The following is a 14085-nucleotide window of genomic DNA, read 5'->3' as shown; positions in this document are numbered from 1 at the left end:
TTTTCGCACAATATTTCTTTGCCCGCAATGTGGCTGGGTGGCTAGAAGCTATACAGCATAAGAGTTTCTCTCTTCCTGCAAGTTATTATCATAGATAAAAATCTATGCAAAAGATAAGGACTAGTGATTTTTATCTATGGATTTTAAGAGTACTATTGGGATTAACAGCAAATATACAAGTTCCCTTCCATAGCGCTGTACGGTTACGGTAAGTTACTAGCTCAGAAAGCACCTGGTTCCCACTCCCGCAGGCAGTTGGTTTTTCTGAAGTTTTGCTAGTACTTTCGCCGCAATTGTGCAGCGCTTTTCTTTTGTTTATTAAAAGTCCTACATTGAATGAAGTCCCCATTCACGCTTCAAAACCAGGGTTAATTTCTAGTGCCAAAACATCCTTACCGCTATCCCCCTTTCCCTCTCTAGGAAGTGGTTTCTCATCAATGAGATCGTTATGGTTTGAAGGTGAGATTCCAAAGCGGAATCCGCAGTTGAACGAGGAAAGAGGTATGCGGACTCAAACAGAGCGGCGATCGCTAGGTCCAAAGCTGCACGATATTGGAGTAACTTTTCGGTGGACAGGATGGGCTACGTTTTGGCTGCAAATTGGATTAGCCATTGTTTCATCGCTCATTCTAGTTTTTGCTGTTACTGGACAAAACTTTAGCGACGAAAATACTCCAGGCATTGGGGTTGGTATCTTCTGGGCGGTTTGTGGCGTTTTAGTGCTGCTATTCGCCATCTTTCTCTCATTTCGATACACCCGCACAGGTAAACTGTTGCTTGATTCCGATCAAGCAAATCCCCATAGAGCAGACGTAATTAAAGTGCTGCGGCTGTCTCTGCTAGTAAGCTTGATTGGAATGCTGCTGACGATTTTAGGAGGTGGTGCGACTCTGGGCGTGCTGTTGGGTAAGGTATTGGCTCAACCTCAAGGAATCGCGGTTTATGACCCACAAAAGATCATTCGTGCTTTGGATATTCTAGTGGCAATGGCGAATATGACAGGCATTACGGCCCATTTTGCGGGAGCGATCGCCTCCCTCTGGCTGCTAGAGCGGGTCAAACAATAACCTCCACCAGTTTGGGGTTACAAAAAAGGGTAGGACTAAGTCCTACCCTTTTTTGTAACTAATTTAAAACCAGATATTGGAACTTGTCCCGCGTACGCGGGACAAGTTCCAATATCTGGTTTTTTGTACAAGTGGTATGAGATAAACAGCACTATAGCTCAGGGTTTTGGGATAATTGAGCCAATGTTGACCAGCGAACAGAGAACGGATTTCGGAGATATTTTTGAGCCAATGCTTGTCGCTCAGTTTCCTCTAAGTCCTCTAGAGTTCGAGCATCTTCTGGAATTTGAATTGCAATGGTTTCTAACATTTGGAGTTCTCCTAAAACAAAATATATTGTGCGAAAACTTGATATAGAAACGATGGCTTAGAGTCTGAAGTATAGTTCTGCAAAGCCGTCACCTCTGACTGACCGCTCTAAGTTACGATTTAGTCTAACGAAGATAGGCGGTGAAGTTCCCTAAGCTAGCTCATAAGCAACACCGCTAAATCAGGTTTGTGAGGAGTAAACTTGAACTGTTTCTCACAACTATCAGTATCTTAAAAGGAATATAGGAGCTTATAGCTCGGCAGATAGGATGAAACAAATACCGAATGTAATAGACCTTAATGCTTATTTTCAACGCATTGGATATAGTGGCGATCGCTCTCCTACCCTGACAACGCTCCAGGCAATTCACCTCTGTCATGCAAAGGCGATCGCGTTTGAAAACCTCAATCCATTGCTCAAGCAACCTGTTCTTCTAGACTTAGAATCTTTGCAGCGCAAGCTAATTTATGAAAGACGGGGAGGCTACTGTTTTGAGCAAAACCTGTTGCTACGGTCGGTGTTGCTCACCCTTGGCTTTCAAGTGAAAAACTTGGCGGCTCGTGTACTTTGGGGTCTTCCCAAAGGAAGCATTATGCCTCGTACCCACATGTTGCTACGAATTGATCTGGATGGAGAAACCTATGTTGCAGATGTTGGATTTGGTGGCTTAACCCTTACAACGCCCCTGTCTCTAAAGCTAGATTTTCAACAAAGTACTCCCCATGAGCTATTCCGCTTGATTGGAGAGGACAGTACCTACATCATGCAGGCATTTACCGGGCAGGAGTGGAAATCTCTTTATCTTTTTGATCTGCACGAACAACAGCTACCCGATTATGAGGTAAGCAATTGGTATATTTCCACTCATCCTAATTCACCCTTTGTGAATTCACTTATTGCTGCCAGACCCAATTCAGATCGGCGTTATGCTCTACGCAATAACCAGCTTGCAATCCATCATTTGGGCAATCCTACCGAGCGAAAGACGTTGAGTACCGCAACCGAGCTGCGTTCTGCACTTGAGGACTTATTTCAATTAGAGTTGGGGGCGATCGCCAACCTAGACACGGTCTTGCAACGGCTAATTGATAATCCCCTGAATGCCTGATGTGATTTCACGTTTAAGGTAAGAATGATGAGTCGAATCCTTTACATGCTAATTGCTCCAAAAGGAGCAGGAAAGCCATACATTGGAACTCTCATCAGTCAACATACAGAAATTTGCTTCAACAATAATCTGGCAACTGATGCCGAAATCTCAATGGCAATTCAAGCACTTCTGTAGCCGCTAATTTCGCCTTGCTTTATTTGCTAGAGCGAGTCAACGCTTGCTCTTCGCAGGTGAGGTCTAACAATTAGGCTGACTCCAACCGCCCATCCAATCGAAACTAGCCACCCAGCCAAAATATCGCTGGGGTAGTGAACTCCTAAATAGATTCTTGTCCAACCGATCGCCACAACAAACAGTCCGCCAACCGTTAACACCCACCCCTGCCAGCGACTGCCCCAGGTTAAGACAACCAGCGCCGCAACGAGTGACATGCTCGACATGGCATGTCCACTAGGAAAGGCAAACCCTGACGCTGCTGGATAAAGTGATTCCCATAGATGAGGACGAATCCGCTGCATCATGCCTTTTGCGGCAAGATTGATGGCCGAACTACCTAAAAGCGTAGTGAGCAGATAAGCAAGCGATCGCCACTGTCTTTGCCTCAGCAAAATCACGCCAAGCACAACGGCAAACGGAAATACACCCCAATACACCCCAAGCTTGGTGAACGTTGACGCAAATAGATCGAGATGGGGGTTTGCTGTCTTGTGAAGGTACAAGAGGATGGCAACATCCCAGGGAAAGCCACTTTCATAGTTTCCAATCTTCAGCGCTAAGGTCTCAAATCCTAACAGTGGCAGGTAAACACCTAGCAGCAACATCAGTAGAGAAGGCCAACGAGAACCTAATAGCCCTTTAAAGAACCCCAGAAAAGCCTGGGCAGGCTTCCGAAAGCCAAATCTAAAAGAATCAGGTTCAAGCATAGACAAAAATCCTTGATAGTAATCTTCGCTTCCAAGAGTATTTACTTGAGTCTTGCACCATTCTCAATCACATTCCCTCCTACCAAGAAGGGAATTACCCTGACTTTTTTTCCCCATAGGAAAATTTGGAAGAATAAGCCGAAATACTGCCAAAATGCTAAAGAAATTACGGTAAGTCACAGAAGATACTGTACTTTTGGTACACGAAGCTCCATAATAACAAACATAAAATACGGCATTCCGACCGAATAACTGTATTTATCTCGATTACCGTTTGGAGGCTTCCGCGTGGGCATTACGGTTGAAAACGTATCTAAGCAGTTTGGCAATTTTTTTGCTTTAGACCAAGTAAGCGTTGAGATTAAGACGGGTGGACTCGTTGCGTTATTAGGTCCATCGGGTTCTGGAAAGTCTACCTTGCTGCGAGTGATTGCTGGGCTAGAAGAACCAGACAGTGGCAGAGTCTATCTGACAGGCAAGGATGCTACACATCAGAGCGTGCAAGACCGAAATATTGGGTTTGTGTTTCAGCACTATGCGCTGTTTAAGCATCTCACCGTTCGCAAAAACATTGCGTTTGGGCTGGAAATCGCTAAGTGGCCAAAGCCGCGCATCCAAAACCGTGTAGAAGAACTGTTGGATTTGATTCAGCTCCAGAGTTTGGGCGATCGCTATCCCTCCCAACTCTCTGGCGGACAACGCCAACGAGTTGCACTGGCGCGATCGCTTGCCGTAGAACCCAAAGTCTTGCTGTTAGACGAGCCCTTTGGCGCACTCGATGCCAGAGTGCGTAAAGATCTGCGAACCTGGCTTCGCAACCTGCACGACAAAGTTCATGTCACGACCGTATTCGTCACCCACGACCAGGAAGAAGCGATGGAAGTGTCTGACGAAATTGTCGTGATGAATCAGGGAAGAATCGAGCAAATTGGTAGCCCAGCCGAAATTTATGACAATCCTGCTAGTCCGTTTGTCATGAGTTTCATCGGCCCAGTGAATGTCCTTCCTGGGGATGCCCGGATTTTTCAGCAAAGCGGCATTTCGACCAGTCAGCCCCAGCTTTTCTTGCGTCCTCATGATGTCGTAGTGCAGCTTTCACCCGACGACTCTACTGCACCCGCCAGAGTGCAGCGCGTGGTTCACTTAGGTTGGGAGATTCAAAGTGAGTTGGCGCTTGAGGATGGTCAAGCGGTTACGGTTTATCTGACCCGTGAAAAGTTTGATCAGCTTAATCTGAAGCCCAAACAGCAAGTTTTTGTGAAGCCCAAAGATACAAGATCTTTTGCATTACAGCGCTAGGAAGGATGCTTCGTAAAAACGCAAGAATTGTGAAAGGGAATTCTTTAGGGGATTCCCTTTCTTAATGCTACATATTCGTGACAAACCGTCAGTGATAAATCGTCCAGTTTTCAGACGAAATCGGACTTGTATCCTTTGAAATAGTTCACGCTATTTTACTTTTGTTAGTTACAACTCTTGTATAAGTCATTACTTTTTGTTAAAGCTGATACTGAAATATGGAGCTCAAAATGCTGAAACTCCTCATTTCAGGATAAACCACAAAATATCCTAAGTGTCAACCCCCCTTTGAGATAATCTGTTAGATGGATGTAGTGGAAGAAGGTTAAGGATGAGGATGAAAAATAGAGAGTTAAATTGAATATGAATCTGCAATCTTTTGTTTCGTTTTCTTCAGGAGATGGGTTTGTTTGCCCGCACTTTAATTAGGTAAATTAGTTTGACTTAGCTAGCCGTTGCAATAACTTTAATCAGGCAAATCATGCTGGTGCGGGTGTTTCACCTGTTGCACAAAGCGATTTATTACCTGTTTTAGTTTGCTATTGTTAAAACAATGTCAGAAGCATTATTGCTAACGCATCTTTTGACTAGGCAAGGCTAAAAGAGTTGATAAAAATTTACCTCAAGTGAGACAGCAAATATTTCTGAAAGTTGAGAAGTTAGATATCTTTACTTTGGTTCGAACAAATTTCTGATATCCAGATTTGCCTCACTTTCTAACTTTGATTTAGAGACAAATGCGTTAGCAGATTTAGTTTTTCATCTAGCTCTCTTCTGGCGATTTCTGGGTGACGAATGTGAAGAGAGTAGCGATCGCAATCAGTTTAGCGGGATTAGTTGGCAGCGCTTTAGTTGCCTGCACCGACCAGCCTCCTGGTAGTCAAAGCAATCAAAGCAATGGCACTCAAGACGGGGAAAGTGCAGAACTCACGTCAGTTGGTGTTACGGTGGGTGACCTAGGCAATCCCTTCTTTGTTCAGGTTGGAGAAGGGGCAGAAGCTGGAGCCAAGCAGTTTGGCGGTGAGAACGTACAGACAACGGTTGTTTCAAGCGGCTATGACTTGAATCAACAACTCAACCAGATCGAAAACTTTGTTTCTTCTGGAGTTGATTTGATCCTGCTGAACGCAGCAGACAGTGAGGGAATTGCTCCCGCAGTAATTCAGGCAAAGCAGGCAGGTGCAACAGTAATAGCCGTTGACGTGGCGGCTGAAGGAGGCGTAGACGCAACCGTCACGTCTAACAACGTTCAGGCAGGCGAATTAGCTTGTCAGTACATTGCCGATCGCATTGAAGGTCAAGGCAATATCGTCATTATTAATGGTCCGCCTGTGTCTGCGGTAATCGACCGGGTAAATGGCTGCACCGATGTTCTGGCAAAATATCCTGACATCAACATCCTTTCCCAAGATCAGAACGCGGAGGGCAGTCGTGAAGGTGGACTGAGGGTGATGAGTGATTTGCTCACCTCCTTCTCTGATATTGATGCTGTATTTGCCATCAATGACCCCACCGGAATTGGGGCAGAGCTAGCCGCAAAACAAGCCCAGCGAGATGAGTTTTTCATCGTGGGGGTAGATGGTGCGCCCGAAGCCGTTGATGCCCTCAAGAATGAGGATAGTTTGTTTGTGGCAACGGCAGCTCAAGATCCTTTCCAAATGGCAGTTACAGCGGTTGAGGTAGGCAATGACATTGTGCAGGGCAACCCACCTCCAGAATCAACAGTTCTCGTTCCGGTAGAACTGATTACCAGAGACAACATAGACCAGTACAAAGGCTGGACAAGCGAATAGTTTCGCCATTTGTCCTAGCAACCGATGACCTTTAACCAAGAGTGCTTGGATCTCCGACTTCTTCAAGAAGTTGGAGATCTCAACCTCTACATCAGTGCCAATGACCAATGACCCAGAACACTTATGACTACTAGTAATGTCGTTTCTGCCCCCACTCAGCCTGTACTGCAAATGCGGGGCATTAGTAAAAGTTTTCATGGTGTGTATGCGTTGCGGGACGTAAGCCTAACCGTTTTCCCTGGAGAAATTCATGCACTCATGGGTGAAAACGGAGCAGGCAAAAGCACACTAATGAAAATATTGGCAGGGGCTTACACTGCCGATACGGGTGAGGTTCAAATTAACGGTGAGATGGTTCGTATTGCCGACCCCAATGATGCCCGAAAGGCAGGCATTACGCTGATTTATCAGGAGTTGAACGTTGCGCCAAATCTCACCGTTACGGAAAACATTTTCATGGGGCACGAGCGCACTAAGGCAGCAACGTTTTTGCAGCGTGATCAGATGCGGCAAGAGGCAGCAGCCCTGTTGAAAAGCTTGGGTGCCGGTTTTGGTGAAGATGCGCTGGTGTCTACACTATCCATTGCTGAACAGCAGCAGATAGAAATTGCCAGAGCGCTGAAGGACAAAAGCCGAATTTTGGTGATGGACGAGCCAACTGCCGCCCTGTCTGATCGGGAAACGGAACAGCTCTTTCGGCTAATTGGTCAGTTGCGAGATGACGGAATTGCAATCATCTACATCAGCCACCGGATGGCGGAGGTGTATCGGCTCGCCGATCGCGTTAGCGTTTTGCGGGATGGTGAGTACGTTGGCACGTTAGAAAAGTCTGAAATTTCTTCAGAGCGTTTGGTGCAAATGATGGTGGGTCGTGCTTTGGGTGATTTCTATGAACACAAGTCGCACTCATCATCCCGCACATCAGCAGATTCATTAGTGGATTCATCCGGAGAGGCGATCGCCCCTTCTCCTTCTGCACCCGTTTTGGAAGTTAAAGGGCTAGCCGATGGACGCAAGGTCCAGCCCGCCAGTTTTGAACTATACGCGGGAGAAATTGTTGGGCTGGCAGGATTGGTCGGAGCTGGACGAACGGAACTGGCTCGGCTGATCTTTGGGGCTGATCCGGCAACAGCAGGAGAGGTTTTCCTGAATGAGAAGAAGTTACACATTTCTAGCCCCAAAGATGCGATCGCCAATGGCATCGCCTACGTACCCGAAGACCGCAAAGATCAGGGACTCTTCCTGGAAATGACTTCTCGCCAAAACATCACCATGAATGTTTTAGGCAAACGATCCACGGCAGGGGTGATGAACTTTGGTGTCCTCAAGCAGATTGCCGCTGATGCAATCAATAACTTGGGAATTCGGGTTGCCAGTCCTGCGACCAGAGCGATAGACCTGTCAGGCGGCAACCAGCAAAAGCTGTTAGTGGCTCGCTGGCTAGCCATCAATCCCAAAGTGCTGCTGTTAGATGAGCCGACTCGGGGTGTGGATATCGGTGCCAAAAGTGAGATCTATCGCATCATCAGTGACCTAGCAGCGCAAGGGGTAGCGATTCTGATGATCTCCAGTGAGTTACCGGAAATTGTTGGAATGAGCGATCGCGTCTTAGTCATGCGCGAAGGGCACTTGGTCGGCGAAGTCGGCGGCACCACCGGAACCAAAATCACCCAGGAAAACATTATGGCCTACGCTACGGGAGCTAAGGAGGTTAGCCAGTCATGAGTCAAACCCAGCTAAGAGGTAGTGAAGAAGCAAGAAGGAGCGATCGCCGCACCCGCAAGCGTCAGTCCCTTCGCACCCTATTTCAGCTTGCAGGTATCTTGCCGATTTTGCTGATTATCTGCATCTTGTTCTCCGTCCTCACGCCCAACTTTCTCTCGACAGGCAACTTAATCAACGTGGTGCGTCAGGCTTCGATTAACATCGTCCTGGCGGCTGGGATGACGTTTGTAATTCTGACAGGGGGAATTGACCTCTCCGTTGGCTCAATTTTGGGCGTCACGGCGGTCGTCTCTGTACTGGTTTCCCTCATCCCAGGACTGGGCGCGCTGGCTGTTCCGGCAGCTCTGCTGGCAGGCTTGGGGCTGGGGTTAGTCAACGGGGCGCTGATAGCCTACCTAGATTTGCCGCCTTTTATCGTCACGTTGGGTTCCTACACGGGCTTACGCGGACTTGCCTACCTGATCGCCAACGGTACAACGGTAATCAACCGGGAAATAAATTTCGCCTGGATTGGTAACTACTATTTAGGTCCAATTCCCTGGCTGGTAATTATTGCTCTAGCAACGATAATCGCAAGCTGGTTTATCCTGCGGCGTACTGTGTTAGGCACTCACATTTATGCCGTGGGTGGCAACTCACGAGCAGCACGCCTGACCGGAATTAAAGTGAGTTGGGTCCTGCTATTTGTTTATGGCGTAAGTGGCTTGCTTTCTGGTTTAGGTGGCGTGATGAGTGCTAGCCGCCTCTACAGCGCTACTGGAATGCTCGGTCAGGGCTATGAGTTAGATGCGATCGCCGCTGTCATCTTGGGTGGCACCAGCTTCACAGGTGGCATAGGCACTATCTGGGGGACCCTCCTCGGTGCCCTGATCATCGCCTTGCTCAACAACGGTTTAACTTTACTCAACGTCTCCTTCTTCTGGCAGTTAGTCGTCAAAGGATTAGTGATTATCATTGCGGTGACAATTGATCGACTCAGGACACGGTATCAGACGTGAGGTGAAGGGGTTAGGGGCTGGAGGCTAGGGCTAGGGTGTGTTTCAGCCTTTTTCCTCTAATCCTCCTTAATTCCTCAATAAAGAGAGAACTGAATCGCTCAAAGTCTCCCTTCCTAAGGGGGTTAGGGGGATCTCCGAAAACATTAAACTCCCCTAAACTCCATAAAACACACCCTAGCCCCAAACCATAACCCCCAAACCCTAAATGCAACACATTGCTTATCTCGGTCTAGGAATTATGGGTAGCGGCATGGCCCAAAACTTGCTGAAGTCAGGCTATAAATTGACGGTTTGGAATCGTCATGGCGATCGCTGTAAACCACTGGTTGAGCAAGGTGCAACTCAAGCAGAAACCCCAGCCCAGGCTGTTGCAGAAGCAGATGTGGTGATGTACTGTTTGGGTGACGATGCAGCCGTTGAAAGTTTGGTGTTTGGGCAAGATGGCGTATTGTTAGGTGTTCGTGCAGGTCAAGTTGCGATCGACCTGAGTACCGTTCACCCCAAAACCAGTCACCGCGAAGCTGCTGCCTACGCCGAGAAGCAGGTTGAATTCCTGGATGCGCCTGTATTTGGCAGCAGAAATGAGTCCGCAGCAGGTGGACTTTGGATCGTGGTTGGCGGCAAACGTAAAGTTTTCGAGCAAGTTAAACCTATCCTGGAGCCACTGAGCGAATCCCTTCACTACATGGGTGAAACGGGCAAAGGTGCAGCAATGAAGCTGACGGGCAACTTGATTGTGGCAGCTCAAATTGAAGCATTAGCAGAATCTCTCATTTTGGCAACGAAGGCAGGTCTTAATCCACAAGATGTGCTAGACGTGTTGCGAGTGGTAGACTTCCGATCGCCCCTATTCGACGGCGTTGGAGCGGCACTGATGAAGCGCGACTTTAGCACCAGTTTTGCCCTCAAATGGATGCTCAAAGATGCCAATCTAATCGCCCAATTTGCTCAAGACCTGAACTCACCGATTCCGGCAGCAGCAGCCATTCGAGAAAACTTAAAAGCGGCAGTCAATCAAGGCTGGGGCGAAGAAAATGCGTCTGCCTTGGTCAAAGCACTAGAAGCTCAAGCAGGCGTAACAGTTGGCAAGACTTAAGCCATAGCGTAGGGCGGTTCGCGAACCGCCCCGCAAGAATTTTTGGTTTATAGAGGCATTGCTCACCATGAACTGGTATCCACTCAAACTCACCGCTCACATTCGGCACTATGTTTTTGGCGAAAGGTTAATTCCTGAACATCTCGGCAAGCGTGATTTGCCAGAGGGAATCATTGCCGAAACCTGGGAAATCAGCGACTACCGCGATACCACGGGAACGGTGACAAATGGTTCATTGAAGGGCAAAACTCTACATGAATTAACGCTTGCTCATCCTGACGAGTTAGTTGGAAAAGATTGGCGCGGTCCTCACTTTCCGCTACTGGAAAAATTCATTGATGCCTCTCACATGTTGCCTGTTCATCTCCACGCTGATGATGAAACAGCCGCTCGAATTCATGGTGAGCCAAATGGCAAAACCGAAGCGTGGCACATTCTCTGGGCTGCACCGGGGGCAACCATTCTGGCAGGACTCAAAGGTGAGTTTAGCCGCAGTCAGCTATTTGATGCATTCGTGGCGCAGGATTACGATTCGGTGATGTGTCGCTATCCGATTCAGGCAGGAGACACCATTTATGTGCCAGGAGGAATCATCCACTCCTTTGGACCGGATGCACTGGTGTTTGAGGTGCAGCAAACCTCTGACTTGGGGCAAATGGTGATGCCAACTGACCTCTATGGAAGGAAACATAGTGAGGAGGAATGGCACGCTAACATCAATGCGGCTCTAGATGAGTTGCGAACTCACTATAATTCTCATCCCAACTCTGGACTTCGCTTATCCGAAGGCAAAAATCAGCGGGTTGTTTGCTGTGCCGGACCCTATTTTGCGCTAGAGCGCTGGACGCTGACTGAACCACACGTAGAACCATCTCATCCCCATCGCTGTATCACGCTCTCTAATGTGGGAGAGGCAGTGCAGCTTGAATTTGAGGGAGGCACAGAGCGACTAGAAAAAGGAGAATCATGCATTTTGCCAGCGGCGATCGCCCCTACTCACATTATTCCCACCACCTCTGAAGCTAGCCTGATCGCCTGCTACGTCCCCAACCTCCAGCAAGGTATCATTGAACCCTTACGTGCTGCTGGATACTCTGATCAACAAATTCAAGCTTTAGGCGAAGTGAGTCTTTTGTAAAACTTTACTCTATTGGAATTTAATACACCTTAACTCGTGTATCAGCTACCGTGTTCAGAGGCTGAAGTGACACTCCAGATGTCTCTCTGGTTTGCTCCACTTCACCATGAGCCTTGAGCAAAGCCGCGATCTTCTTGCGAATTACAATTCCTGGTTTATCCGTAAACATGTGCTGCTCTTTGTTGAGCGTGAGCGGCACGTCGTAATCCGTAGATTCCAAAATGAGTTTATCTTCTAGCGTAACGGCGCGATCAAATGCAACCACGTCACTACTTTTTGTCTCGGACTCGGTGTCGTTTCGGACGCAAAATTGCACCATTTGAGAAGTGCCATCATCAATGGGAGTCATGGTATTCACGATCATATGAACTAACCCGTTTGGATAAGCAATTCGTAACGACACAGTAAACGGCATAAACCAATCCATATCCAGTGTGCGGTAGGTTATGCTGTCACTCATTTTTAGGTTTTGCTGTTGCAACTCAGGATTCACCACACCCAACACACTGTGAGCATGGAGTCCATATTCCGTTTCCGTCACATCAATAAAGTCTGGAGTTGGATGCTCTTCACTGCCAAAGGTTGTGGTGTGAACAAAGGTAGGATGAGCTAGATCCATCTCATTTTCCATTACCCTCAGCCCTGCACATTTCCAAGGTTCGTAAAACTCATGGATTAGACGATAAGTTGGATCATCCGCTTCAGCGATCGCAGGAATATCAGCCAGGGGTTCCCCTAAACACACCCAAGCATAGCCATAACGTTCTGTACAGCGATAGGCATCTACTCTATAGCTAGAAGAAATTGCGCCGTCTTTAGATTGGGGCATGTGGACGCAAGCTCCCGATCCGTCAAACTCCCAGCCGTGATAAGGACAGCAGATATTGCCTTCAACCACTTTACCCAGAGAGAGCTTAGCAGTGCGATGACAGCAGCGATCGCGCACTACCGCAGGCTTTCCTGATGCATCTAGCCACAGCACAATCGGTTGCCCCAACAGCACAAACGGTTTAGGGCCATCTGCCAACTGCTGCATTGGGATAACCGGATACCAAAATCGCTGAAATACAGGCTGCTTGGTAACTAGCATAATTGTACTCATTGGATGTGAATCAAGATTGACCCAGTATAAGCAGCGTTTCCGGGGAATTTCGTGATTCTACATACAAAAGGTTTGCACTCACTGCGTTCTATTCAATGTTCTATTCAATTTTGTACTCAGAACCAGCAGCGCCCATGAGAAACTAGAGTTAAGTTCAGAGAGAAGGGCGTGGATAGAGCCACGATGAACGTGCAAGATATACAGAAAGAGGCAATCTTGAGCAACCAGGCTGAGGATTTTCGCTGGCGGTTTTGGTTTACCTTGCCGCTTTACCCCTACGGTAAGAGACAAACCATTCGTCAGGAAGTAGTGCCTGAAACGGTCTGGACGTTTGATCAGATTCAAGGCATCTTCTACGTCACGGTGCCCATTCGGATGACGGTCGTAAAGCTTGAGCAAGGCGGGCTATTGGTCTATGCTCCGGTCGCGCCGACTCCAGAATGCATTCGTCTGGTTAAGGAATTGGTTACCGTGCACAGCGATGTAAAGTACATCATCCTGCCAACTATTTCAGGGCTAGAGCATAAAGTCTTTGTTGGTCCGTTTGCCAGACAATTTCCCACAGCGCAGGTTTTCATTGCCCCAAATCAGTGGAGTTTTCCGTTCAATCTACCGTTGAGTTGGCTGGGGTTTCCGGCAAAACGGACGCAGGAATTGCCCCAAGACAGCAGCAAAGCACCTTTCGCTGAGGAATTTGACTATGCCACTTTAGGTCCGATTGAGCTTGGCCCAGGCAAATTTGAAGAGGTGGCATTGTTTCATCGGCGATCGCACACCCTACTCGTCACCGATTCCGTCCTCTCTGTGCCCGAAGACCCGCCCGCCGTTGTCCAACTCGACCCCTATCCGCTGCTGTTTCACGCTAAAGACAGCCCGTTCGAGCCGATCCAGGACACTGAAGCCAACCGTCATAAGGGATGGCAGCGAATAGCCCTGTTTGCGTTCTACTTTCAGCCCAATGCCTTAGAAGTCACAGAGACGTGGCGATCGCTTCGAGAAGCCTTAAAAGCTCCCGATCGCTCCAGAAAAGCCCTCTTCGGCTGGTTCCCGTTTCAGTGGAAGCCAGACTGGAAGCGATCATTTGATGCCCTCCGGGGAAATGGACGACTCTTCGTCGCGCCGATTCTGCAAACGCTAATTCTCAACCGCGCCCCCCAGGAAACGCTGGACTGGGCTAACCAAATAGCTCGCTGGAATTTTCAGCGAATTATTCCCTGCCACCTCGACGCACCCATTCAAGCCACTCCCGAACAGTTTCGGCAAGCATTTGCTTTTCTGGAAAAACAGCCTGTCACTGAAGATTTACCCTTCAATCACAGCGCTGCATTGCCACAAGAAGACCTTGAATTTCTCAGGACAATCGACAAGACTTTAAGCAAAACCGGCATTACTCCACCCGCTAAAGAGAAAGTTTGAGAGACGGGAACACTCGTCTTATACCTACTTCACCCTGCTCAATAGCTCTCCTATGTGAATGGCGATTCCACTGCGCTACCATTCACACTTCAAAAAATGCTTTATGC

Annotated in this window: 13 protein-coding genes; 10 read left to right on the top strand and 3 right to left on the bottom strand. The window is 48.0% G+C overall.

The window, feature by feature from the left end; translation table 11 throughout:
* Positions 1-503: 503 nt before the first annotated feature.
* Positions 504-1067: a DUF3611 family protein gene (locus tag H6F88_RS30855; protein ID WP_190646649.1), complete on the top strand. Its 564-nt coding sequence runs from the start codon at positions 504-506 to the stop codon at positions 1065-1067.
* Between the two features lie 151 nt (positions 1068-1218).
* On the opposite strand, the gene H6F88_RS30850 is transcribed toward H6F88_RS30855, so the two are convergent.
* Complete coding sequence (locus tag H6F88_RS30850; RefSeq protein WP_190646648.1) at positions 1219-1377, bottom strand: hypothetical protein; 159 nt, start codon at positions 1375-1377, stop codon at positions 1219-1221.
* 268 nt (positions 1378-1645) lie between these two features.
* On the opposite strand from H6F88_RS30850, the gene H6F88_RS30845 reads away from it, so the two are divergent.
* Together H6F88_RS30845 and H6F88_RS30840 are read left to right on the top strand one after the other, a co-directional pair.
* Positions 1646-2485 carry an arylamine N-acetyltransferase gene (locus H6F88_RS30845; protein ID WP_190646647.1) on the top strand — a complete coding sequence of 280 codons (840 nt, stop codon included), beginning with the start codon at positions 1646-1648 and terminating at the stop codon, positions 2483-2485.
* Between the two features lie 27 nt (positions 2486-2512).
* Positions 2513-2662, top strand: coding sequence for a hypothetical protein (locus H6F88_RS30840; RefSeq protein ID WP_190646646.1), 150 nt, complete (start codon positions 2513-2515; stop codon positions 2660-2662).
* 26 nt (positions 2663-2688) lie between these two features.
* On the opposite strand, the gene H6F88_RS30835 is transcribed toward H6F88_RS30840, so the two are convergent.
* On the bottom strand, positions 2689-3411 hold the full coding sequence (locus H6F88_RS30835; protein ID WP_190646645.1) for a phosphatase PAP2 family protein: 723 nt from the start codon (positions 3409-3411) through the stop codon (positions 2689-2691).
* 288 nt (positions 3412-3699) lie between these two features.
* On the opposite strand from H6F88_RS30835, the gene H6F88_RS30830 reads away from it, so the two are divergent.
* From H6F88_RS30830 to H6F88_RS30805, 6 genes are all read left to right on the top strand, one after another.
* Positions 3700-4710, top strand: coding sequence for a TOBE-like domain-containing protein (locus H6F88_RS30830; RefSeq protein ID WP_190646644.1), 1011 nt, complete (start codon positions 3700-3702; stop codon positions 4708-4710).
* 797 nt (positions 4711-5507) lie between these two features.
* A complete protein-coding gene (locus tag H6F88_RS30825) occupies positions 5508-6503 on the top strand; it encodes a substrate-binding domain-containing protein (RefSeq protein WP_190646754.1) in 996 nt (331 codons plus the stop codon).
* A gap of 123 nt (positions 6504-6626) precedes the next feature.
* Positions 6627-8228: a sugar ABC transporter ATP-binding protein gene (locus H6F88_RS30820; RefSeq protein ID WP_190646643.1), complete on the top strand. Its 1602-nt coding sequence runs from the start codon at positions 6627-6629 to the stop codon at positions 8226-8228.
* On the top strand, positions 8225-9226 hold the full coding sequence (locus tag H6F88_RS30815; protein WP_190646642.1) for a ribose ABC transporter permease: 1002 nt from the start codon (positions 8225-8227) through the stop codon (positions 9224-9226). The genes H6F88_RS30820 and H6F88_RS30815 overlap by 4 nt, the downstream gene beginning before the upstream one ends.
* A gap of 205 nt (positions 9227-9431) precedes the next feature.
* Positions 9432-10322 (top strand): NAD(P)-dependent oxidoreductase, encoded by an 891-nt coding sequence (locus tag H6F88_RS30810; protein ID WP_190646641.1) that lies wholly within the window; start codon positions 9432-9434, stop codon positions 10320-10322.
* 67 nt (positions 10323-10389) lie between these two features.
* Complete coding sequence (locus H6F88_RS30805) at positions 10390-11460, top strand: type I phosphomannose isomerase catalytic subunit (protein ID WP_190646640.1); 1071 nt, start codon at positions 10390-10392, stop codon at positions 11458-11460.
* A 19-nt stretch (positions 11461-11479) separates the two neighbouring features.
* Here the strand turns inward: H6F88_RS30805 and H6F88_RS30800 are convergent, their stop codons facing one another.
* On the bottom strand, positions 11480-12550 hold the full coding sequence (locus tag H6F88_RS30800; RefSeq protein WP_190646639.1) for an aromatic ring-hydroxylating dioxygenase subunit alpha: 1071 nt from the start codon (positions 12548-12550) through the stop codon (positions 11480-11482).
* A gap of 195 nt (positions 12551-12745) precedes the next feature.
* Between H6F88_RS30800 and H6F88_RS30795 the strand changes: the two genes are divergently transcribed.
* Entirely contained in the window at positions 12746-13978 is a 1233-nt protein-coding gene (locus tag H6F88_RS30795; RefSeq protein ID WP_190646753.1) for a DUF4336 domain-containing protein, read from the top strand.
* Positions 13979-14085 lie beyond the last annotated feature (107 nt).

The organism is Oculatella sp. FACHB-28 (assembly GCF_014696015.1).
Taxonomy (GTDB): domain Bacteria; phylum Cyanobacteriota; class Cyanobacteriia; order Elainellales; family Elainellaceae; genus JAAUTN01.
The sequence above is the reverse complement of the archived record's forward strand: the minus strand, read 5'-3'. Positions and strand labels throughout refer to the sequence as shown.